The sequence below is a fragment of the Aeromicrobium sp. 10G20-16 genome (assembly GCF_055809665.1).
The window spans coordinates 1,220,059-1,241,676 of sequence record NZ_CM147919.1 but is presented as its reverse complement, the minus strand read 5'-3'; the positions used below and the strand labels follow the sequence as shown (position 1 = coordinate 1,241,676).

Genomic DNA, 21,618 nt, shown 5'->3' with positions numbered 1-21,618 from the left:
GACCGGGTCTCGGGATCCTCAGGGCAGCCGGTTCCACAGCGAGGTCCACGCGATGCCGAGATCGCCGACCAGCTCGCGCAACAGGGGTAGTGAGAGCCCGACGACGTTGTGGTGGTCACCCTCGATGCCCCGCACGAAGGCGCCGCCGAGGCCGTCGATGGTGAAGGCGCCGGCCACGTTCAGCGGTTCGCCGGTGGCCACGTAGGCGTCGATCTCCTCGTCGGTGATGTGCGCGAAGTGCACGATCGTCTGGGCGGTCTCGACGAACTCCTCGTCGCCGCGCCGCACGCAGTGCCCGGAGAACAGGACGCCGGACTTGCCGCGCATGCGGCGCCAGCGGCCGGCCGCCTCGACCGGCCCGATGGGCTTGCCGAGCACGTCGCCCTCGAAGGCCAGCACGGAGTCGCACCCGATGACCAGCGCGTCCGGGTCACCGATCTGCTCGGCCACCGCTCGACACTTCATCTGCGCCAGGGCCGAGGCGAGATGGCCCGCGTTGACCGACGAGACCCGGTCCTCGTCGACCCCCGAGACGATGACCTCGGGCTCGATTCCGGCCGACCGGAGCGTCGCGAGGCGTGCCGGGGACTGTGATGCCAGCACGATCCTCATGCGGACCCCGCCGACTGCGGGTACCCGACCACGCGGGCGTCGAGGCGCGGGTGGAGGACGATCGCGTCGATCAGCTGTCGGCTGCCGCCGACCCCCAGGGTGTTGGGGTCGACGTCGCTGGCCACGGCCCAGGAACGATCGGCGGGCCAGGCGAGGTTGGGCACGGAGATCTGACGCGGGGGCCAGTCGACCGCGACGGGGCGGGCGCCCCACTGGCCGGCCTGTCGCAGCGATCCGGTGAACAACAGGTACTGGCGCTCGCCGATGGCCACCCGCGGCGCGGCCATCACGTCGGCGCTGAACGCCGGCGGCACCTGGGGTGCGCGCGGCTTGCCGAACATGCGGGTGAACCACTTGCCGGTGTCGGTGATCGCATGGACCATCCCGACCGCGTCGGCACCGTCGATGTCTCCCCAGCCGTCCCACAGGCCGAAGTGACAGTGGCGCCCTCCATCGGAGGTGTGTCGGGTGAGGACGTCGACGAGGTCGGCGTAGACCTCGGTCTCGGGCCGCCACACGTCGCCGGTGGGCAGGCTGATCTGCGCGTACGCCGCGAAACCGGGTGGTCCCAGCGTCACGAGGGTCGACCAGTGCAGGGCCGCACCCGCCCACCAGTCGGCTTCCGCGACCTCGCGGGTGTGCTGCAGAGGCACGTCAGCCCCAGGCCGAGCGGCGCCACTGGTCGGGGCCGAAGCGGTGCGGGCGACGGACCATGCGAGCGGGGTGGCCCCACTCCGAGCGGGGCGGCTTCGCGGTGCGGGACGCCGCGTGTGCCGCGGCCGCGTTGCGCGCGGCGACCACGGCCACCAGCGCAGCGAGCTCCTCGGGCGTCAGGTCACCCTTGACGACCCGCAGCACCGGCTGGGCGGCGGCAGCATCCTGCGGCGCCTCGCTCACAGGGGGATGTTCCCGTGCTTCTTGGGCGGGAGCGTCTCCCGCTTCGTCTTGAGCAGGCGCAGTGCCTTGACGACCTCGGCACGGGTCTGGTGCGGGGCGATGACCTGGTCGACGTAGCCGCGCTCCGCCGCGAGGTAAGGGTTGCACAGCGTGTCCTCGTACTCGGTCATCAGCTGGGCGCGCAGGGCCTCGGGATCGTCGGACGCGGCCAGCTCCTTGCGGTACAGGATGCCGACGGCGCCGGAGGCACCGACGACCGCGATCTGCGCCGACGGCCAGGCGATGTTGATGTCGGCGCCGAGGTGCTTCGATCCCATGACGTCGTACGCGCCGCCGTAGGCCTTGCGGGTGATGACGGTGATCAGCGGGACGGTGGCCTCGGCGTAGGCGTAGATCAGCTTGGCGCCGCGGCGGATGATGCCGTTCCACTCCTGGTCGGTGCCGGGCAGGAAGCCGGGCACGTCGACGAAGGTGAGCACGGGGATGTTGAACGCGTCGCAGGTGCGCACGAAGCGTGCGGCCTTCTCCGAGGCGTCGATGTCCAGGCAGCCCGCCAGCTGCATGGGCTGGTTGGCCACCACGCCGACGCTGCGGCCCTCGACGCGGCCGTAGCCGATGACCAGGTTGGGGGCGAACAGCGGCATGACCTCGAGGAAGTCCTCGTCGTCGACCACCGAGGTGATGACGGTGCGGATGTCGTACGGCTGGTTGGTGGAGTCCGGGATGAGCGTGTCGAGCGCCATGTCGGTCTCGTTCGGCTCCAGGTCGGCGACCTCGTCGTACGGCTCGGGCTCCTCCATGTTGTTCTGCGGCAGGAACGAGATGAGTGCCTTCGTGTACTCGATGGCGTCCTCCTCGTCGGAGCCCATGTAGTGCGCGTTGCCGCTCTTGGTGTTGTGGGTGCGGGCGCCGCCGAGGTCCTCCATCGAGACGTCCTCGCCGGTGACGGTCTTGATGATGTCCGGACCGGTGATGAACATGTTCGAGGTCTGGTCGACCATGATCACGAAGTCGGTGACGGCGGGGGAGTAGACGTGGCCGCCGGCGTTGGCGCCCATGATCAGGCTGATCTGCGGGATGACGCCGGAGGCGTGCACGTTGCGCTGGAAGATCTCGCCGTACAGGCCCAGCGACACCACACCCTCCTGGATGCGCGCGCCGGAGCCCTCGTTGATGCCGATGATCGGGCAGCCGGACTTGATCGCCAGGTCCATGACCTTGACGATCTTCTCGCCGTAGACCTGGCCGAGCGATCCGCCGAAGACGCTGAAGTCCTGGCTGAACACGCACACCTGACGCCCGTCGATGGTGCCGTAGCCGGTGATGACGCCGTCGCCGAGCGGGCGGTTCTTCTCCAGCCCGAAGTCGGTGGCGCGGTGGCGGGCCAGCGCGTCCAGCTCCACGAAGGAGCCCTCGTCGAGCAGCTGGTCGATGCGCTCGCGGGCGCTCTGACGCCCTCGGGCGCTCTGCTTCTCGTGCGCACGGGCAGCCATCTCGACCTCGGCGGCGTCGCGACGTGCGACGAAGTCAGCCAGCCGGCCGGCGGTGGTGTGCAGCTCGGGGTTCTCTTCGATCTCGGCTTCGCTCACGGATTCGCTCACGGGGGTCACTGTAACGAAGCGCCCGGTGAGGGGTGTGTGAGGCTGAGAACATGACGTCGGGTCCCTACAGTCACCTCGGCCGCCCGCCCCTCGACGCGGTGGCGTTGCGGGCGGCTCTCACCGGGCCCGGGTCGCTGTGGACCGACGTGGTCGTCGTCGACAGCACGGGCAGCACCAACGTCGATGCGGCAGCGGCCGCTCGCGACGGCGCCCCCGAGGGCAGCGTGTTCACCACGCAGGTCCAGACCGCCGGTCGGGGTCGGCTGGACCGGTCATGGGAGTCTGCGGCCGGCGCCGGGATCGCGGTGTCGGTGGTGCTGCGGCCCGACGCCGTCCCGGCTGCGCGCTGGGTCTGGCTCCCGCTGCTGGTGGGGCTGGCCGTCGACGCCACCGTCCACGAGCTGGGCGTCGAGAGCGGGCTGAAGTGGCCGAACGACGTGCTGGTCGACGGACGCAAGATCGCCGGCATCCTGCTCGAACGCGTGGAGACACCGGGTGGACCGGCCGCCGTGGTCGGAGTGGGACTGAACGTGTCCACGACCCGCGACGAGCTGCCGGTGCCGCACGCCACCTCGCTGGCGCTCGAAGGCGCGACGTCCAGCGACCGCACCGTCGTCCTGCGCGCCCTGCTGCGCACGCTGGACCGTCTGTATCGCGCCTGGGCCGGCTCCCAGGGTGACCCCGCAGCCGGCATCCGTGAGTCGTACCTGCGGCGCTGCGTGACGGTCGGATCGACGGTGCGGGTGATGATGCCCGACGGGAGCGAGCGGGTGGGTCCCGCCACGGGCATCGACGAGCACGGGCGACTGGTGGTCGACGGCGAGCCCGTGAGCGCAGGAGATGTCACCCATGTACGTCCCGTGCCGTGACATGATTCGGGCATGGCCCTGCCCCGCAAGCTGATGATCGACGGCGAGAAGACCGTCGAGGACACCCGCACCCACATCAAGGTCCTGATCCTGCCGTTCCTGATCCTGATCGTCGTCGCCGCCGCGACCGGCTTCTTGATGAACCAGGTCGGCGACGCCGGCAACGGCTGGGTGCGTTGGGCGATCCTGGCGATCGGCCTGGTGCTGATCGTCGCCGGGTCGGTCCTGCCGTGGCTGCGGTGGATCACGTGGTCCTACACGCTCACCAACAAGCGCATCGTGGAGCAGAAGGGCATCCTGACCCGCACCGGCCGGGTCATCCCCCTGAGCCGCATCAACGACGTCGCCTTCGAGAAGAACCTCAACGACCGCATCCTCGGGTGCGGCACGTTGGTCATCCACGACGCGAGCGAGCAGGCCGGACTCCGGCTCAACGACATCCCGCGGATCGAGGCCTTCCACCGCACGGTGAGCAACCTGGTCTTCGAGCAGCACGACAGCCCGGCAGGAAGAGATGAATCGGTCTGACCTGCACGATCAGCTGGTCCGGCTGCTCCTCGGCTCCGACATCGAGCTGACCGCGGCCGAGGCCTCGGCGCGCGGCGGGCTGCCGCTCGAGGACGGCCAGCGGCTGTGGCGCGCTCTCGGTTTTCCCGACACCGGCGACAGCGTCGCGTACGGCGACTCCGACATCAAGGCGCTGGGTGCCGCGGCGGCGGCGCTCGACTCGGACCTGTTCGACACCGAGACGGTGTTCCGCATGACCCGGGCACTCGGCACCACGATGTCGCGCCTCGCCGACTGGCAGGTCAGCACGTTGGTCGAGCAGGTCGAGAACGACGTCGCGGCGGGCAAGACCACCAGCCGCCTGGAACGTGCCGTCGAGCTGGCCGAGTACGCAGCCCCGACCTTCGAGCAGCTGGTGCTCTACGCGTGGCGACGTCACCTCGCGGCCGCCGTCGGCCGCATGGAGACCCTCGGAGCGTCGGACGAGGAGCTGTTGTCGACCCACCTGACGGTGGGCTTCGCAGACCTGAGCCGGTTCACGTCGCTGTCCAACGGCCTCGACGAGTCGGCGCTCGGACACCTGGTGGAGGAGTTCGAGAGCCACTGCACCGACGTGGTCACGGCGGGCGGCGGACGGATCATCAAGACGCTCGGCGACGCGGTGCTCTTCGTCGCCGAGTCGGCGCCCGAGGGCACCCGCATCGCCCTGGACCTCGTCGCCCAGATCGCACGTCGCCCCGACATGCCGCACGTCAAGGTGGGCCTGGCGACCGGGCCGGTGCTCAGCAGGCTGGGTGACGTCTTCGGCCCGTCGGTCAACCTCGCCGCCCGTCTCACCGCGGTGGCGCGCAGCAACCGGGTGCTCGTCGACGAGCACACGGCCGCGCTGCTGGGCGGCCGGTTCGAGACCCGGGTGATGCCCCCTCGGCCGCTGCGCGGCTTCGGCAACGTCTCCCCGGTCACCGTGAGCGAACGGCAGAGCTTTCGCGCTCGCTAGAGTGTCGCCGTGCCTGATTCCCCGCACCTCGCCGTCATCGGTGGTGGCCAGCTCGCCCGCATGATGGCGCCGCCCGCCGTGGCGCTGGGCATTCGCCTGAGGCTGCTCGCCGAGGGCCCGGACGTGTCGGCCGCCCAGGTGATCCCCGACCACCTCGTGGGCGACCACACCGACCTGTCCGATCTCCGCGAGGCGGTGGCGGACGCTCCCGTGGTCACCTTCGACCACGAGCACGTGCCGCCGGAGCACCTGCGCGCCCTGGCCGCCGAGGGCCATGCGTGCCGCCCGGGTCCGGACGCGTTGCTGTTCGCCCAGGACAAGGGCGAGATGCGGGTGCGCCTCAGCGTGCTCGGGGCGCCGTGCCCGCTGTTCGAGGTGCTCGACCACGCCCCGGACGACACCCTCGACGACCTGGTCGACGCGATCCACGACTTCGGCTACCCGGCGGTGGTCAAGACCACGCGCGGCGGCTACGACGGCAAGGGCGTGTGGATCGTGCGGGGCCCGGACGACCTGGCCGAACCGTTCGCCGCACGTGGCGGTCACGAGCTGATCGCCGAGGAGCTCGTGGACTTCCGGCGCGAGCTGTCGGTGCTGGTCGCCCGATCGCCGTCCGGCGAGACGGTCGTCTACCCGGTCGTGGAGTCCCGCCAGGTCGACGGCGTGTGCTCCGAGGTGATCGCGCCGGCCCCGGACCTCGCCCCCGAGCTCGACGCCGAGGCCCGCCGCATCGCCGAGCTGGTCGCCTCCGAGCTGGACGTGACCGGCGTCCTGGCCGTCGAGATGTTCGAGACCACCGACGGCCGCATCCTGGTCAACGAGCTGGCCATGCGCCCCCACAACACCGGGCACTGGACCATCGACGGCGCCGCGACCAGCCAGTTCGAGAACCATCTGCGCGCCGTGCTCGACCTGCCGCTCGGGCCCGCCGAGCCGCGGCAGGCGTGGAGCGTGATGGTCAACGTGCTCGGAGGATCGGTTACGGACCTCGTCGCAGCCAGGAGCGCCGCGCTCGCTGCCGAGCCCGGCGTGCACGTGCACCTCTACGGCAAGGACGTGAAGCCCGGCCGCAAGGTCGGCCACGTCACCGCGACCGGTGCCGATCTCGACGACACCCTGGCCCGCGCCCGCCGTTCCGCCGCCCTGCTCACCGACGGCTAGGCTGCGGACATGAGCGAGCAGCCGAGCGGCGGACCCTCAGTAGCGCCCCGGGTGGGGATCGTCATGGGCTCGGACTCGGACTGGCCGGTGATGCAGGCCGCCGCCGAGGCGTTGACCGAGTTCGGTGTCGCCCACGAGGCCGACGTGGTGTCGGCGCACCGCATGCCCGACGAGATGCTCGCCTACGGCCGTGAGGCCCACGGGCGCGGCATCGAGGTCATCATCGCCGGCGCCGGGGGTGCGGCCCACCTGCCGGGCATGCTCGCCGCGGTCACGCCGCTGCCGGTCATCGGCGTCCCGGTGCCTCTCAAGCACCTCGACGGCATGGACTCGCTGCTGTCGATCGTCCAGATGCCGGCCGGGGTTCCCGTGGCCACCGTGTCGATCGGCAACGCGCGCAACGCCGGCCTGCTGGCCGTGCGCATCCTGGCTGCCGGCGACCCCGACCTCACCGAGCAGATGGTGCGGTTCCAGGTCGAGCTGGCCGACGCCGCCCGCGCCAAGGGCGAGAAGGTCCGCAACCCGTCGTCGTCGACGGGCTTTCGCTGATTCAACCGGGGGCGGCTCAGTAGAGGTGGTCGGCGTACGACGGGGAGTCGTAGTACGCGCGGACGTCCTCGAGACTCTGGTCCTTGCGCTCCATCGCGTGGGCGATCTCGGCGCGGCTCGGGACCGCTTCGGGCACCCAGGTGTCGGGCTTCCACAGGTTCGAGCGCAAGAAGGCCTTCGAGCAGTGGAAGAAGATCTGCTCGACGCTGACCTCCAGGATCAGCACCGGGCGCTTGCCCTTGACGACGAGGTCGTCGATGTACGGAGCGTCGTCGAGCATGCGAGCGCGGCCGTTGACCCGCAGGGTGTCGCCGCGACCCGGCACCATGAACAGCAGTCCCACGTGGGGGTTCGACAGCACGTTGACGTACCCGTCCGCCCGCCGGTTGCCGGGGCGTTCGGGGATGGCCAGGGTGGTGTCGTCGACGACGAGCCACGAGCCCACGGGATCGCCCTTGGGCGAGGCGTCGCAGCGACCGTCGGCGTCGGACGTGGCCAGCACGCAGAAGGGCGACTGGTCCAGGAACGCGCGGTGCATCGGCTCGAGGCGCTCGCGATCCTTGGTCACGGCGGGACCGCTGGGCTCGCCCAGGATCTCGCGCAGGTGGGCGACGTCGGTGATCTCGGCCATGCCCGCAGATTACGCGTCCCGCACGTAGGACGTGAGCGCGGTCAGCGTGGGGCGGCCCGGTGCCGAGGCGAAGCCGAACCGAACCGGCGGGGTCAACGCAGCGAGCGCCCCGAGGTCGTCGCCGCGCCAGTGCGCGGACGCCGCGTCGATGCCGCGGACGTCCCGCGCCGCGTACCACTCGTCGCGACCTGCCCCGGCGCTTCCATAGGTCCGCACGCCGGGCATCAGCCGCGAGGCGATCGGGTTGCACACGCGGGCCCACGTGGCGGTGCGGCGCAGCGGTGGTGGCACCGCCGTCAGCAGCGGGGACACCCAGAGCCGCCCTCCCGGCGAGAACGTGACGGCGAGGTCGTCGGAGGTCAGCCTCCACGGCGCACCCGACCCTGCGCCCCGATCGAGCGTCACCGCAGCGACCACGACCTCGTCGAAGGAGTAGGTGTCGGCGATGAAGTCGGCCACGTCCTGCCGCGGGGCGACCAGGGTGCGGTGCCCGGACGGGTTCTCGATCATCGCGTCCGCGAAGGGCCCCATCGGTGTCTGGTCCCACATGCCGAGCACCAGTCGGGTGCCCGAGGTGGTGCCGACACCGGCGATGTGGCCGGTGAAGGCGTGGATGCTCATGGCCGCCACGCTACGTCGGCGCTAGTGTCGCCGCATGGCTCTGGTGACGTGGAAGGCGCTGTGCATCGATGCGCTGGACGTGGCAGCGGTCGAGGGCTTCTGGGCCGGGGCACTGGACTGGACCGTCGAGCGGCTCTCGGACGGTGACTCCGTGCTGCGAGGACCGGGGCCGGGCGAGGAGATCTGGGTGAACCTCGTGCCGGAGGCGCGCACCTTCAAGCAGCGGGTCCACCTCGACCTGCGCGCGGAGTCGCTGGACCGATTCGCGGGGCGGGAACGGCTGACCGACGAGGGCGACTTCGTATGGACCGTGCTGGCCGACCCCGAGGGCGGTGAGCTGTGCGTCTTCACCTACGACGACCCGCCCGAGCGCCGGCTCAAGGACGTCGTGGTCGACGTCGCCGACCACGAGACGATCTCGCGGTGGTGGGCCGACGTGCTCGGCGGCGACCTCACCCACGCCGACGAGGGGTACTCGCACCTCGACGACGTGCCGGGCTCGACCCTCGAGTCGATCGACTTCATCCCCGTGCCGGAGCCCAAGACGGTCAAGAACCGCATCCACTGGGACGTCACGCTGAACGACGGCGTCACGGTCGACGACCTCGTGTCGGCCGGGGCCACGGTGCTGCGGCAGCCCGACGACGAGATCGCCTGGACGGTGATGGCCGACCCCGAGGGGAACGAGTTCTGTGTCTTCGCGGACCGGTGAGAGCCCTCGCGGCGATCCTCGTGGTGGCCCCCGTGGTGGAATGACCACGTGCCCCTCGACCTGACTGCCGACGTCGTCACCTTGACCGCCGCACTCGTGGACGCACCGTCCGAGAGCCTGCACGAGCAGGCGCTCGCCGACGACGTCGAGGCTGCCCTGTCCCGCCTTCAGCACCTCACGGTGGTGCGTGACGGCAACACGCTGATCGCCCGCACCGACCTCGGCCGTGACGAGCGGGTCGTGATCGCCGGCCACCTGGACACCGTGCCGGTCAACGGCAACCTGCCGTCGCGCCTCGACGGGGACACGCTCTGGGGCCTCGGATCGTGCGACATGAAGGGCGGGGTCGCCGTGGCCCTCAAGCTGGCCGCCGACATCGCCGCGCCGGTGCGCGACGTCACCTACGTCTTCTACGACGCCGAGGAGATCGCGGCGCAGTTCAACGGCCTCGGCCGCGTCGCGCGCGAGCAGCCCGACCTGCTGGCGGGCGACTTCGCGATCCTGATGGAGCCGTCCAACGCCGGTGTCGAGGCCGGCTGCCAGGGCACCATGCGCGTCGACCTGCGCACCACAGGCGAGCGCGCCCACTCGGCGCGGTCGTGGATGGGGTCGAACGCCATCCATGCGCTCGCCCCCGTGCTCGACATCCTCGCCACGCACGAGGCGCGCCGCGTCGTGATCGACGGCCTGGAGTACCGCGAGGGGCTCAACGCCGTGGCCGTCGCCGGCGGTGTCTCGGGCAACGTCGTGCCGGACGAGGCCGTCGTCACCATCAACTTCCGCTACGCCCCCGACCGTTCCGAGGACGACGCCTTCGCGTTCCTGCAGGAGCTGTTCGAGGGCTACGGGCTCACCGTCACCGACTCGGCGCCCGGCGCCATGCCGGGCCTGTCACGACCCGCCGCCGCCGCCTTCGTCGAGTCCGTCGGCGCGCACGTCGGGCCCAAGTTCGGCTGGACCGACGTCGCCCAGTTCACCCGGCTCGGCATCCCGGCGGTCAACTACGGACCCGGCGACCCGTTGTTCGCCCACAAGGCCGACGAGCACGTGCCGGTCGCCGACCTGCACTCCGTCCTCTCGGCACTCACGAGGTGGTTGACCCCATGACCAGCACTCCCGAACCGTCGCACCACAAGGGCCCGGTGCGCCTGCGCCGCGGTCGCATCCCCGACTCCACCACCGACCAGCGGCTGCTGGACTCCAGGGACGCGGCCGACTGGGTGCACACCGACCCGTGGCGGGTGCTGCGCATCCAGGCCGAGTTCGTCGAGGGCTTCGGTGCGCTGGCCGAGCTGGGCCGCGCCGTCAGCGTGTTCGGGTCCGCCCGCACCCAGCCCGACGACCCGATGTACGCCGCCGCCGAGCAGATCGCGGCCAAGCTCTGCGGGGCCGGCTACGCCGTCATCACCGGCGGCGGTCCGGGCGCGATGGAGGCCGCCAACCGCGGGGCCAGCGAGTGCGGGGGAGTGTCGGTCGGCCTGGGCATCGAGCTGCCGCACGAGCAGGGCATGAACGAGTGGGTCGACCTCGGCATCAACTTCCGCTACTTCTTCGTGCGCAAGACGATGTTCGTCAAGTACGCCGAGGGATTCGTCGTGCTGCCGGGTGGGTTCGGCACGATGGACGAGCTCTTCGAGGCGCTCACCCTGGCGCAGACCGGCAAGGTCACCTCGTTTCCCATCGTCCTGTTCGGCAGCGACTACTGGGGCGGGCTGGTCGACTGGCTGCGCGACACGATGGAGGCCGACGGCAAGACCAGCCCCGGCGACGTCGACATGCTGCACGTCACCGACGACGTCGACGACGCGATCGCGCACATCGTGTCGATGAACAGGTGACCGACGCGTCGACGGGACGCTGCTCGTGGGGCGAGGATCCCGCGATGGTCGAGTACCACGACCACGAGTGGGGTCGGGAGGTGCGCGGGGAGCGTGAGCTGTTCGAACGGATGTGTCTCGAGGCGTTCCAGTCGGGACTGTCGTGGCTGATCATCCTGCGCAAGCGGGAGCGGTTCCGCGAGGCGTTCACCGGCTTCGATCCGCACGCGGTGGCCGCCTTCGGTCCGGCCGACGTCGAGCGCCTCCTGGCGGATGCGGGCATCGTGCGCAACCGGCTCAAGATCGAGGCGGCGATCGCCAACGCCCGCGCGGTGCTGGACCTCGCGGGGGCCTTCAGCGACCTGCTGTGGTCGTTCGCCCCGCCGCCGGGACCGGCTCCGGTCACGATGGACGACGTGCCGGCGGCGACCGACGAGTCGACCGCGATGGCGCGCGGGCTGAAGCGACGTGGCTTCCGCTTCGTGGGCCCGACGACGGCCTACGCGCTCATGCAGGCGACGGGCATGGTCAACGACCACCTCGCCGGATGTCCCGCCCGACCAGCATCCGGTTACGGAGCATCACCTCGAACACTCTGAACCCATGGTTCACATCTGTCCCGCTGATCTCGGCGTGGCGCATGGCCACCACGCGTCGCTCTCCCTACGATCAGCACCATGGCCCCCACCCGCCGTCGATCCCGGTCGCGCAAGCTCGTGCTGGCGACCGCGCTGCTCAGCGTGGCCGCCGTCGTCGCCTGCGCGGCGCTGGCCACGTCGACCGTCCCGGCTCTGGCCGGAGCCACCGTCTTCAGCGTCCTGGCCGGTGTGGCCGCGGCTGCCCTGATGTTCGCCGAGATCGTCGTGATCCGCCGGATGTGGGCGATCGATCGCGCGCAGGTGGCCGACGGCAACCGGGTCGACGCGCTGCGTCGCCACGACTCGCACATGACCTTCGTGCAGGGGATGAGCGCCCGGATCGCGTGGCGTGACAACCAGATGGGTCTCATGCAGGACGCCCTCCTGACGTCGGAGATCGAGATCGCCCTGGCGCGCGAGCGTCTGTCGGCCGAGAAGGCCCGCGTGGCGGGGCTCGAGGCAGACGCATCCGCGGCCGCGACGGACCTCGCCTCGGCCCGCGCCGACCTGCTCGCGGCGCGTGACGCACTGGCGGTCAGCGAGTCCGCGGGAGTGGCCGCACGGGCCGAGATCATCGCCTGGCAGGAAGTCGCCGAGAGCTCGGCCGCGCACGAGCAGCGCCGCCTCGCCTAACCGTTCGACCACCTACCGACAGCCGGTCTTCGGCGTGGAGGAGTCGTGGGGGATAATGGTCTCTGACACGCCACGGCCACCGTGGGGTGCGACAGAGAGGGGAACCATGGCCGCCATGAAACCACGGACCGGAGACGGCCCGATGGAGGTCACCAAAGAAGGCCGCTGCATCGTGATGCGCGTTCCCCTCGAAGGTGGTGGGCGACTCGTCGTCGAGCTGAACAACGAAGAGGCAGCGTCGCTCGGCGACGCGCTCAAGGCTGTCTGATGCCCGGGACGGTCTGATGTTCGGACTGACCGTCCGATGGTCGTTGGCCGATGCCCCCAAGGGCACCCTCAAGGCGTTGCGCAGCTACGTCGAGGACGAGTCGTTCCAGCGCTTCGCCGGACTCGACGGCCTGCGGTTCAAGACCTGGCGGGCAGTCAAGCACCAGTGGTTCGAGGGCACCTACGTCTTCGTCAGCGACGAGGCGCGCCAGGCCTTCCAGGACGACTTCGAGAAGAAGGCCGGCTCGTCCGCAGGCTCCACGATCATCGGGTCGGCGCCGGTCCTCATCGAGGCGTGCGAGATCATCGGTGTCGTTCGCGGCCCGGCCGGGTTCCGGTCGTCGGCCGACTTCGAACGCACCCGCGATGATGACTGAACCGAGCTCGCTCTGCGAGCGAGCGTTCAGTCACGCCAGCGAAGCGTGACCGTCCCGCGGCGAAGCCGCCCGTCTGGGAGGCGTGGTGAGCGGCCTCTACACGCTCGACCCGAGCTCGCTCTGCGAGCGAGCGTTCAGTCACGCCAGCGAAGCGTGCCCTTCGCTTCGCTCACGCTGGCGCTAGGGACCGCCGCGACGCGGCGTAGCCGCCCGTCTGGGAGGCGTAGCGAGCCGCCTCGCCATGCCGAACCCAGGCACCGCCCGCGCCTCTGCTCGGCCGACCTCAGCTGACGCGCTGAACGGCCAGCAGGCCATCGCCCACCGGGAGCAGCACCGCACGCAGGTCGTCGTCGCGGGTGACCTGTCCGATCACCTCGCGGATCGCCGAGGTCTCAGGGTCGCGCTGAGCAGGGTCGGCCACGCGGTCGTGCCACAGGGCGTTGTCGAACACGATGACGCCGCCGGGTCGGACGAGGCGCACGGCCTGCTCGAGGTACTCGCCGTACTCGACCTTCTCGCCGTCGAGGAAGACCAGGTCGTAGCCGGCATCGGTCATGCGGGGCATGACGTCGAGTCCGGCGCCGGCGATCAACCGGAACCGCTGTGGCTGGAAGCCCGCCGACGCGAACATCTCGCGGGCGTGCCGCTGGTGCTCGGCCTCGAGGTCGACCGAGGTGAGGACGCCGTCGGCGCGCATGCCGCGCAGCAGCCACAGGCCCGAGACCCCGGTGCCCGTGCCGATCTCGATGACGGTGCGAGCCCCGACCGCTCCGGCGAGGAACGACAGCGTGGCACCGGCCGCCGGACCGATGGGTGTCACCCCGACCTCGTCGGCGCGCTGACGAGCGGTGGCGAGGTGGTCGTCCTCGTGGGCGAAGTCCTCGACGTAGGCCAGGCTCTGCGCGGTGGTGATGATCGGCTCCTCAGAAGATGTGTGGGCTCAGGATATCCACGTCGCCGATCCTGACGGGGAACGGTCAGCGTGTTCTGGGCGTTCTCTCAGCAGGAAGGTCGAGCATGGAGGCATGACCACAGACGTGAACACCGCCACGATGGAAGAGCCGGACGTGCAGGACTGGCATGCCATCGTCGCGGAGCACTCGCCTCGCGTGTACCGGTTGGCCTACCGCCTCACCGGCAACCGGCAGGACGCCGAGGACCTGACGCAGGACGTCTTCGTCCGGGTCTTCCGCTCCCTCGACCGGTACGAGGCCGGCAACTTCCCCGGTTGGCTGCACCGCATCACCACCAACCTGTTCCTCGACCGCGTGCGCCGCTCGTCCCGGATCCGCATGGATCGCTTCGGTGACGGCGGGGAGGAGCGCCTGACCAGCACCGAGATCGAGCCCGAGCTCGCCGTTCACGACGCGAACTTCGACCCCGACATCGAGAGTGCGCTGGCGCTGCTGTCCGACGACTTCCGGGTCGCCGTGGTGCTGTGCGACGTCGAGGGCTTGTCGTACGAGGAGATCGCCGACGTGCTCGGCGTCAAGATCGGCACCGTGCGTTCCCGCATCCACCGGGGCCGGACGCAGCTGCGCGAAGCGCTGTCGCACCGCGCACCCGGCCACGGCCGCACCCGCTTCATCGGACCGATCGGGGTCTGATGGCGCATCTGGGTTCGGACGTCGCCGGATTCGTGGACGGGCAGCTGTCGCCCGACGCGATGACGGCCGCCCGCGCCCACCTGGCCACGTGCGACTCCTGCGAGCAGGCGGTCCGTCAGCAACGCCACCTCAAGTCGCGCATGGGAACCGTGGCGGCCCCTCCGCTGCCGTCGGAGCTGCTGGCCAGCCTCACCGGTCTGGCCGCGGCGCCGCCCCGGCAGGGCTGGTGGGCCCGGGTGCGCCAGTCCGTCCCGGTCCGGGCCGGACTCGCCCTGGTCGGTGCCTCGGTCGCCGTCGCTGCAGTGGCCTACGCCGTCGGGGGCGGCACGACGACGATCGGTGACGAGATCACCCCACCGTTCGACGAGTACGCCGCCGGCTTCTTCGGCGCCACGTCGAGAGTCACGCCGGCCTCCTTCAGCGACGAGACGGTCGCCGAGCTGACCCGGGACGGGTGGCCGTGCCACGCGAGTCTGGCCGGGGACCTCGAGCGCACCCAGGCCGGGTACCTCGACGCGGGCGACACGATCGCGCTCACCTACACCAACGGCACCACGCGCCTGAAGCTGTACGAGCAGACCGGCCGGCTCGCCCCTGCTGCTCTGGAGGGGTTCAGCCACCAGACCTGGGGCACGGCATCGGTGTGGATCCGACCCGGCGATCCCACGGTGGTCACGTGGGACGAGGACGGTGTCGTCTACACGATGGTCACCGACGCCGATCCGCATCGCATCCGCCGTGCCGTGCACGAGCTACCGGCCAGCGACCCCCAGATCGACCCCGTCACCCGCATCGAGCACGGCCTCGACCGCATGACCGCCTGGGTCACCGCAGCCTGATTCCCCAAATTTTGCGGGCCCAGGCACCGTTTCTCGATCGAAGATCGGTGCCTGAGCCCGCAAAATTCGGTACGTCAGGTGGCCTCGTTGTCGAACGGCGGTTTCTCGCCGGGGCGCAGGATGCGGGTCTCGCGCACCGGTGAAGGCTTCTGCGAGGGAGGGGAGTCGTCGAGCATCGTGCGGCGCACGACCTCCCGAGGGTCCAGGTCGCGCAGGTTGATGTCCTTGAGATCGTGTCCGATCTCGCGGCCGAAGTCGTCCTTCGCGGTGTCGGCCATGCGGCGCAGGGTGCGCACGAACTGGCCGGCCTGACGTGCGAGGTCAGGCAGCTTGTCCGGGCCGAACACCAGCAGCGCCACCACGAGGATGACGCCGATCTCCGGTGCGCCCATGCCGAACATGGGGCGCCTACAGCCGTCCGACGGGAGCGAGACCCAGCTGCATGCCGGCAAGGCCTCGCGAGCGGCCGCTGAGCTGGTCGGCGGCGGCCAGCAGGACCTTCGCCGACGGGGAGTCCGGATCGGCCTCGACGATCGGCAGACCGCTGTCGCCGCCGGCGCGCACCTGCTCCTCCAACGGCACCTGGCCGAGCATCGGCACGTCGTAGCCGAGTCGCTGGCCGAGACCGGAGACCACCTGCTCGGCGCCGCCGGAGCCGAACACCTCCATGCGGCTGCCGTCGGGCAGCTGCAGGAACGACATGTTCTCGATGACGCCCACCACGCGCTGGTGCATCATCGAGGCCATGGTGCCGGCCCGCTCGGCGACCTGGGCCGCGGCGTTCTGTGGCGTCGTGACGACGACGACCTCGGCGTTCGGCAGGTGCTGGCCGAGGCTGATGGCCATGTCGCCCGTGCCGGGCGGCAGGTCGAGCAGGAGGGCGTCGAGATCGCCCCAGTAGACGTCGCTGAGCATCTGCACGAGGGCGCGATCCAGCATCGGGCCGCGCCACGCGACGACCTGATCCTTCCGCGGCTTCAGCATGCCGATGCTGATGACCTTGAGCTCGGCGCCCGAGGGCAGCTGGACCGGCACCGGCATGATCAGGTCCTCGACCTGGGTGGGGCGCTGGTCGCCGACGCCGAGCATGTCGGGAACGGAGTGGCCGTAGATGTCGGCGTCGAGCACCCCGACCTTGAGCCCGCGCTTGGCCATGGCCACGGCGAGGTTGACGGTGACCGTCGACTTGCCGACGCCGCCCTTGCCGGACGCGACGGCGTAGACCTTGGTGAGCGAACCGGCCTGGGCGAACGGGATGTCGCGCTGGGCCTGGCCGCCGCGCAGCATCTCCTGCATGCCCTTGCGCTGCTCGTCGGTCATCACGCCCATGTCGACGCGCACGCTGTGCGCCGGGGCGACCGTGGCGACCGCGGCGGTGACGTCGCGGTTCAGGGTGTCCTTCAAAGGGCAGCCGGAGACCGTGAGCAGGATGCGCACCACGATCTCGGTGTCCTCGATGGTGATCGTGTCGACCATCCCCAGCTCGGTGATGGGTCGCTTGATCTCCGGATCGTCGACGCCCGCGAGCGCCTCACGCACCTGGTCCTCGGTGACTGCAGCCATGCTTCCCATCCTACGGGGGAGGGCGCGGTCGGCTCAGTCGGCGTCGGGCTCCTCGTCGCGGCTGCGCTCGTCGAGCGACTCGACGAGGTTGCGCAGCTCGGAGCGCATGAAGTCGCGGGTGGCGACCTCGCCGATGCCGAGCCGCAGGCTGGCGACCTCGCGGGCCAGGAACTCCATGTCGGCGTGCGACTGCGCGGTGGCGTCGCGCTCCTGCTCGCGCGTCACGCGGTCGCGGGCCTCCTGGCGGTTCTGGGCCAGCAGGATCAGCGGCGCAGCGTAGGACGCCTGCAGCGACAGGATCAGCGTCAGGAAGATGAACGGGTACTCGTCCCATCGCGGCCGGTCCGGCCCGTAGGGCACGTTCCAGACGATCCACACCACGATCAACGCGGTCATGTAGCCGAGGAACTGTGCGGTGCCCATGAACCGGGCGAAGGCCTCGGCGAACCGGCCGAAGCGCTCGGGATCGGCCTCGCGTCGAGGGCGGCGGATGCGTCGGACGTCGCGTGGCTGGTCCAGCGCGCGTCGCTGGTCCTGGCGGGAACGGTCAGCCATGGCCCACCGCCTGGGCATCAGGGTTCTGGTCGCGCCAGCCCTCGGGCAACAGGTGGTCCAGCACGTCGTCGATCGTGACCGCTCCCAGCAGGTGCGAGTTCTCGTCGACGACCGGCAGCGCGACCATGTTGTACGTGGCCAGCTGGTTGGCGATGTGCTCCAGCGACGCCTCGGGCCGCGGCCAGTCGATGTCGTTGTCGACGATCGCGCCCACCTGGGTGGACGGCGGCTCGCGCAGCAGCGCCTGGAAGTGCACCACACCGAGGAAGCGGCCCGTGGGCGTCTCCAGCGGAGGGCGGCAGACGTACGCCATGGACGCCAGCGCCGGGATCAGCTCCGGCTCGCGGATGCGCGCGAGCGCCTCGGCGATGGTGGTGTCGGGGGAGATGACCACGGGCTCGGTGGTCATCATGCCGCCGGCGGTGCGCTCCTCGTAGGTGAGCAACCGGCGCACGTCCTCGGCGTCGTCGGGCTCCATCAGGGCCAGCAGCTGCTCTGCGGTGGCCGGCGGCAGCTCGCCGAGCAGGTCCGCGGCGTCGTCGGGATTCATCTCGGTGAGCACGTCCGAGGCGCGGTCCGGGTCGAGGACGCCGAGGATCTCGACCTGCTCCTTCTCGGGCAGCTCCTCGAGCACGTCGGCGAGCCGTTCGTCGCCCAGCTCGATGACGACCTCCATGCGGCGCTTGACCGGCAGGTCGCGCAGCGCGTTGGCGACGTCGGCCGCGCGCATCTCGTCCATCGTCGCCAGCAGGTGGGTGGCGCCCTGGCCGGCCTCCTCGCTCGCCAGGCCGGTGACCTGGTCCCACTCCAGCACCTGCTGGGCTCCGCGACGCCCGAAGCGCTTGCCTCCGGCCTGCACCGCGACGTCGCTGATGTACCAGTCGCGGCGCGGGTCCTGCTCCATCGCGAGGTCGTAGACGGTGGACGCGGTGCCGTCCGGGGTGGCGACCGTGCGGTCGAACAGCTCGTGGATGGCCAGCGTCTCGGTGCGCCGCTGCTCGAACCGGCGCACGTTGACGACACCGGTGGTGATGATCTGGCCGGAGTCCATCGACGTGACCCGGGTGATGGGCAGGAACACGCGTCGGCGACCTAGGACCTCGATGACCAGGCCGAGCACGCGCGGGCGCTGACGGTCGGACCGGACGGCCACCACGACGTCGCGCAGCTTGCCGACCTGGTCGCCCGCGGGGTCGAAGACCTCGTGCCCGACGATGCGGGACAGGAAGATCCGACTGGGCGTGACGCTCACGCCCAGACTCTATCCGGCCGGTGGAGTCCGTCATCGGAGGCGACATCGGACGATCAGGTCTAGCGTATGACCTGGATCACACAACGGGGGTACACATGTCACTGACCATGCTCGACCGTGAGCACACCATCGCCCCGGCGGGCTTCAACCGCTGGCTCATCCCACCGGCCGCGCTCGCCGTGCACCTATGCATCGGACAGGTGTACGCGACCAGCGTGTACAAGGCGTCCCTGGTCGAGCGCTTCGACTCCTCGCTGACCGCCATCGGCGTCATCTTCTCCCTGGCGATCGTCATGCTGGGGCTGTCGGCGGCCGTGTTCGGCACGTGGGTCGACTCCGGGGGCCCGCGTCGCGCCATGGCCACCGCAGCGGTGTTCTGGGCCGGCGGCTTCATGGTCGGCGCGCTGGGCATCGCCACCGGACAGCTGTGGCTGGTCTACCTCGGCTACGGCGTCATCGGCGGCATCGGTCTGGGCATCGGCTACATCTCGCCGGTGTCGACCCTGATCAAGTGGTTCCCCGACCGCCCCGGCCTGGCCACGGGCATGGCGATCATGGGCTTCGGCGGTGGCGCCGCGCTCGCCAGCCCGCTGTCGTCGAAGCTGCTCAAGGTGTTCGACGACGGCTACGACACGGCCACCGGCATCGCGTCCGGGTCCGCCGTGGCCAAGCTGTTCGTTTCGCTCGGCCTGATCTACCTCGTGCTGATGCTGTTCGGGGCATGGCTGGTCAAGGTGCCGGCCGACGACTGGAAGCCCGCCGGATTCGACCCGAGCACGGTCAAGGCGCGCAGCCTGGTGACCACCGACCACGTGTCGGCGGACAACGCGATCCGCACCCCGCAGTTCTGGTTGCTGTGGACCGTGCTGTTCTGCAACGTCACGGCGGGCATCGGCATCCTCGAGCAGGCCGCGCCGATGATCCAGGACTTCTTCCGCGAGGGGGGCACCTCCACGGTCGCCGCAGCAGCCGCTGGTGGCTTCGTCGGACTGCTGTCGTTGTTCAACCTGGTGGGCCGGTTCGTGTGGTCCTCGGCGTCCGACACGGTCGGCCGCAAGAACATCTACATCGTCTACCTCGGTGTCGGCATCATCTTGTACGCGCTGCTGGCGTTCCAGGGCTCGACGTCCACCACGCTGTTCGCGCTGACCGCCGGCGTCATCATCAGCTTCTACGGTGGAGGCTTCGCCACGGCACCGGCCTACCTGCGCGACCTGTTCGGCACCTTCCAGGTCGGCGCGATCCACGGCCGGCTGCTGACCGCGTGGGCAGCAGCCGGCGTCGCCGGACCCCTGATCGTCAACGGGATTCTCGACGCCCAGGGCGAGCCCGGCAACCTGCAGTCGGGCGACTACCGGCCCGCACTGCTGACCATGGTCGCGATCCTGGCGGTCGGCTTCCTCGCGAACCTGGCGATCAAGCCGGTCGACCACAAGTTCCACGAGCCGGAGTCCTCCCTCGCCGCTGACGCGGGGACCGGCACCGAGAAGGTCTCGACCGCGGTCGACAAGCCGTTGTCGCCGGTGCTGGTCGTCGCATGGGTCGTGGTGGCCGTCCCGCTGGTCTACGGCATCTACGAGACCGTGGTGAAGGCAGCCAACCTGTTCTGAGCGGAGCGACCGTGCCCTTCGCTTCGCTCACGGTCCTCGCAGAGCTCGTCCCTAGGGCCCGCGCAGCGAGGCGAACCACACCGGCCAGCCAGACTCGACCCCCACAAAAACCCGAACTATCAGTAGAAAACAGTAGTCATCGAACACCTGTTCGACTACAATGGACCCATGGCCACGCACCCCGACCCCGGACAGGCGATCCTCGACCGGATCACCGCCCGCGAGGTCGAGCGAGCGCGGCTCGAAGCCGAGACAGCAGCCGACATGCTGGCGTTCAAGCAGCTCCGCACCCGTGAGGCCCAGCACGCCCGCAACGCCGAGATCCGTGACCTCGAGATCGGATACGCAGACGACGAGCTCGCCGCCACCCTGCACATGCCGGTCCGGTCAATCCAGTGCCGCCTCGCCGAATACGGCCGCGTCGCCACTGACCTGCCCGACACCTGGGACGCCTTCACCACTGGTCGGATCGATTCGTACCGGGTCGGTCTGATCGCCTCAGCACTGTTGCGACTCCCCGATGACAACCACGTCCGGATCCACCTCGACTACGAGCTCGTCCGCTACGCACCCACCCACACCGCAGCACAGCTGCAGGCCAAGCTGCGCCGGTTCGTCGCCACCTACGGCGACCCGATCACCACAGCGGCGACAGAGCGTGAGCAACGCCGGGTGGTCGTCGAGCACGGCGAAGCCGGCATGTCCTGGCTCCACGCCTTCTTGCCCACCGACACCGTCATCGCCCTGGACCACGAGCTGACCCGCCGCGCCAAGAACCTGCCGGCCGATGATCGTTCCTTCGACCAGAAACGCGCCGACGAGCTCGTCGCGTGGCTGTTCGACGACACCGGTCACGGTTCGGTCAGCCGCCGCGCGGTCATCGGTGTCACCATCCCCGTCACGTCGCTGGCCGGATACACCAACGAACCCGGTGAGTCCTTCGACGGCGACTACGCCCTCCCCGCCGACATGGTCCGCGACCTGGCTCAACAACCCGGCACCCTGTTCCACCGCATCATCACCACCCCGTTGGGCCGGATCCTCGACATCACCGAACTCGGCTACACACCATCACCGGCACTCAGAACAGCCATCGAGATCCGCGACGGCACCTGTCGAGTCGCCCACTGCAACCGGCCCGCCACCGAATCAGACCTCGACCACCACATCCCCCACCCCAGAGGCCCCACCAACGCAGCAAACCTCCGAGCCCTCTGCCGCCGACACCACCGACAAAAGACACACCTGACCGTCGACCCCGCAGGCGACCTCATCATCCACGCCGCCTGACACCTGCGCCGTC

The 21,618-nt window shown here is 70.2% G+C and carries 27 protein-coding genes; 16 read left to right on the top strand and 11 right to left on the bottom strand.

What is annotated here, in order from left to right; genetic code table 11:
- Positions 1–18: 18 nt before the first annotated feature.
- Genes AC0L5F_RS06290 through AC0L5F_RS06275 form a run of 4 tightly spaced genes read right to left on the bottom strand, consistent with a single transcriptional unit; the run spans position 19 to position 3,110 of the window.
- Positions 19–612 carry a Maf family protein gene (locus tag AC0L5F_RS06290; protein WP_473315765.1) on the bottom strand — a complete coding sequence of 198 codons (594 nt, stop codon included), beginning with the start codon at positions 610–612 and terminating at the stop codon, positions 19–21.
- Complete coding sequence (locus AC0L5F_RS06285; protein ID WP_473315764.1) at positions 609–1,265, bottom strand: hypothetical protein; 657 nt, start codon at positions 1,263–1,265, stop codon at positions 609–611. Before AC0L5F_RS06285 ends, AC0L5F_RS06290 begins: the two co-directional genes overlap by 4 nt.
- A gap of 1 nt (position 1,266) precedes the next feature.
- On the bottom strand, positions 1,267–1,509 hold the full coding sequence (locus AC0L5F_RS06280) for an acyl-CoA carboxylase subunit epsilon (protein WP_473315763.1): 243 nt from the start codon (positions 1,507–1,509) through the stop codon (positions 1,267–1,269).
- Positions 1,506–3,110, bottom strand: coding sequence for an acyl-CoA carboxylase subunit beta (locus tag AC0L5F_RS06275; protein ID WP_473315762.1), 1,605 nt, complete (start codon positions 3,108–3,110; stop codon positions 1,506–1,508). Before AC0L5F_RS06275 ends, AC0L5F_RS06280 begins: the two co-directional genes overlap by 4 nt.
- Before the next feature lie 50 nt (positions 3,111–3,160).
- Between AC0L5F_RS06275 and AC0L5F_RS06270 the strand changes: the two genes are divergently transcribed.
- Genes AC0L5F_RS06270 through purE form a run of 5 tightly spaced genes read left to right on the top strand, consistent with a single transcriptional unit; the run spans position 3,161 to position 7,193 of the window.
- Positions 3,161–3,979 carry a biotin--[acetyl-CoA-carboxylase] ligase gene (locus tag AC0L5F_RS06270; protein WP_473315761.1) on the top strand — a complete coding sequence of 273 codons (819 nt, stop codon included), beginning with the start codon at positions 3,161–3,163 and terminating at the stop codon, positions 3,977–3,979.
- A gap of 12 nt (positions 3,980–3,991) precedes the next feature.
- A complete protein-coding gene (locus tag AC0L5F_RS06265; protein WP_473315760.1) occupies positions 3,992–4,507 on the top strand; it encodes a PH domain-containing protein in 516 nt (171 codons plus the stop codon).
- Positions 4,494–5,483: an adenylate/guanylate cyclase domain-containing protein gene (locus AC0L5F_RS06260; RefSeq protein WP_473315759.1), complete on the top strand. Its 990-nt coding sequence runs from the start codon at positions 4,494–4,496 to the stop codon at positions 5,481–5,483. Before AC0L5F_RS06265 ends, AC0L5F_RS06260 begins: the two co-directional genes overlap by 14 nt.
- A 9-nt stretch (positions 5,484–5,492) precedes the next feature.
- On the top strand, positions 5,493–6,644 hold the full coding sequence (locus tag AC0L5F_RS06255) for a 5-(carboxyamino)imidazole ribonucleotide synthase (RefSeq protein WP_473315758.1): 1,152 nt from the start codon (positions 5,493–5,495) through the stop codon (positions 6,642–6,644).
- Positions 6,645–6,653: 9 nt separating this feature from the next.
- Positions 6,654–7,193 carry a 5-(carboxyamino)imidazole ribonucleotide mutase gene (gene purE / locus AC0L5F_RS06250; RefSeq protein ID WP_473315757.1) on the top strand — a complete coding sequence of 180 codons (540 nt, stop codon included), beginning with the start codon at positions 6,654–6,656 and terminating at the stop codon, positions 7,191–7,193.
- A gap of 16 nt (positions 7,194–7,209) precedes the next feature.
- Here purE and AC0L5F_RS06245 read toward each other — a convergent pair whose 3' ends face one another.
- On the bottom strand, positions 7,210–7,824 hold the full coding sequence (locus tag AC0L5F_RS06245; protein ID WP_473315756.1) for a pyridoxamine 5'-phosphate oxidase family protein: 615 nt from the start codon (positions 7,822–7,824) through the stop codon (positions 7,210–7,212).
- Between the two features lie 9 nt (positions 7,825–7,833).
- Entirely contained in the window at positions 7,834–8,445 is a 612-nt protein-coding gene (locus AC0L5F_RS06240) for a hypothetical protein (protein ID WP_473315755.1), read from the bottom strand.
- Positions 8,446–8,479: 34 nt separating this feature from the next.
- Here AC0L5F_RS06240 and AC0L5F_RS06235 point away from each other — a divergent pair, with 34 nt between their 5' ends.
- From AC0L5F_RS06235 to AC0L5F_RS06205, 7 genes are all read left to right on the top strand, one after another.
- The gene (locus AC0L5F_RS06235; RefSeq protein WP_473315754.1) at positions 8,480–9,157 is read left to right on the top strand and encodes a VOC family protein; all 678 of its coding nucleotides are present in this window, start codon (positions 8,480–8,482) and stop codon (positions 9,155–9,157) included.
- A 48-nt stretch (positions 9,158–9,205) separates the two neighbouring features.
- Positions 9,206–10,264: a succinyl-diaminopimelate desuccinylase gene (gene dapE / locus AC0L5F_RS06230; RefSeq protein WP_473315753.1), complete on the top strand. Its 1,059-nt coding sequence runs from the start codon at positions 9,206–9,208 to the stop codon at positions 10,262–10,264.
- Positions 10,261–10,995 (top strand): LOG family protein, encoded by a 735-nt coding sequence (locus tag AC0L5F_RS06225; protein ID WP_473315752.1) that lies wholly within the window; start codon positions 10,261–10,263, stop codon positions 10,993–10,995. Before dapE ends, AC0L5F_RS06225 begins: the two co-directional genes overlap by 4 nt.
- 44 nt (positions 10,996–11,039) lie before the next feature.
- Positions 11,040–11,573, top strand: coding sequence for a DNA-3-methyladenine glycosylase I (locus AC0L5F_RS06220; protein ID WP_473315751.1), 534 nt, complete (start codon positions 11,040–11,042; stop codon positions 11,571–11,573).
- 78 nt (positions 11,574–11,651) lie between these two features.
- Positions 11,652–12,245, top strand: coding sequence for a hypothetical protein (locus AC0L5F_RS06215; protein WP_473315750.1), 594 nt, complete (start codon positions 11,652–11,654; stop codon positions 12,243–12,245).
- 106 nt (positions 12,246–12,351) lie between these two features.
- Positions 12,352–12,513, top strand: coding sequence for a DUF3117 domain-containing protein (locus AC0L5F_RS06210; protein WP_473315749.1), 162 nt, complete (start codon positions 12,352–12,354; stop codon positions 12,511–12,513).
- A gap of 16 nt (positions 12,514–12,529) precedes the next feature.
- Positions 12,530–12,889, top strand: a complete 360-nt coding sequence (locus AC0L5F_RS06205) for a hypothetical protein (protein ID WP_473315748.1) — start codon at positions 12,530–12,532, stop codon at positions 12,887–12,889.
- 283 nt (positions 12,890–13,172) lie between these two features.
- Here AC0L5F_RS06205 and AC0L5F_RS06200 read toward each other — a convergent pair whose 3' ends face one another.
- Positions 13,173–13,709, bottom strand: coding sequence for an O-methyltransferase (locus AC0L5F_RS06200; RefSeq protein WP_473315747.1), 537 nt, complete (start codon positions 13,707–13,709; stop codon positions 13,173–13,175).
- 205 nt (positions 13,710–13,914) lie between these two features.
- On the opposite strand from AC0L5F_RS06200, the gene sigE reads away from it, so the two are divergent.
- Positions 13,915–14,496, top strand: a complete 582-nt coding sequence (gene sigE, locus AC0L5F_RS06195; RefSeq protein ID WP_473315746.1) for an RNA polymerase sigma factor SigE — start codon at positions 13,915–13,917, stop codon at positions 14,494–14,496.
- The gene (locus AC0L5F_RS06190) at positions 14,496–15,335 is read left to right on the top strand and encodes an anti-sigma factor family protein (RefSeq protein ID WP_473315745.1); all 840 of its coding nucleotides are present in this window, start codon (positions 14,496–14,498) and stop codon (positions 15,333–15,335) included. The genes sigE and AC0L5F_RS06190 overlap by 1 nt, the downstream gene beginning before the upstream one ends.
- Before the next feature lie 74 nt (positions 15,336–15,409).
- Here AC0L5F_RS06190 and AC0L5F_RS06185 read toward each other — a convergent pair whose 3' ends face one another.
- Genes AC0L5F_RS06185 through AC0L5F_RS06170 form a run of 4 tightly spaced genes read right to left on the bottom strand, consistent with a single transcriptional unit; the run spans position 15,410 to position 18,705 of the window.
- Positions 15,410–15,736: a sec-independent translocase gene (locus AC0L5F_RS06185; protein WP_473315744.1), complete on the bottom strand. Its 327-nt coding sequence runs from the start codon at positions 15,734–15,736 to the stop codon at positions 15,410–15,412.
- Positions 15,737–15,743: 7 nt separating this feature from the next.
- Complete coding sequence (locus tag AC0L5F_RS06180; protein WP_473315743.1) at positions 15,744–16,898, bottom strand: Mrp/NBP35 family ATP-binding protein; 1,155 nt, start codon at positions 16,896–16,898, stop codon at positions 15,744–15,746.
- Positions 16,899–16,931: 33 nt separating this feature from the next.
- The gene (locus AC0L5F_RS06175) at positions 16,932–17,453 is read right to left on the bottom strand and encodes a DUF1003 domain-containing protein (protein WP_473315742.1); all 522 of its coding nucleotides are present in this window, start codon (positions 17,451–17,453) and stop codon (positions 16,932–16,934) included.
- Positions 17,446–18,705 (bottom strand): magnesium transporter MgtE N-terminal domain-containing protein, encoded by a 1,260-nt coding sequence (locus AC0L5F_RS06170; protein WP_473315741.1) that lies wholly within the window; start codon positions 18,703–18,705, stop codon positions 17,446–17,448. Before AC0L5F_RS06170 ends, AC0L5F_RS06175 begins: the two co-directional genes overlap by 8 nt.
- Positions 18,706–18,800: 95 nt before the next feature.
- Here AC0L5F_RS06170 and AC0L5F_RS06165 point away from each other — a divergent pair, with 95 nt between their 5' ends.
- The gene (locus AC0L5F_RS06165; RefSeq protein WP_473315740.1) at positions 18,801–20,315 is read left to right on the top strand and encodes an OFA family MFS transporter; all 1,515 of its coding nucleotides are present in this window, start codon (positions 18,801–18,803) and stop codon (positions 20,313–20,315) included.
- A 168-nt stretch (positions 20,316–20,483) separates the two neighbouring features.
- Positions 20,484–21,605, top strand: coding sequence for an HNH endonuclease signature motif containing protein (locus AC0L5F_RS06160; protein ID WP_473315739.1), 1,122 nt, complete (start codon positions 20,484–20,486; stop codon positions 21,603–21,605).
- Positions 21,606–21,618 lie beyond the last annotated feature (13 nt).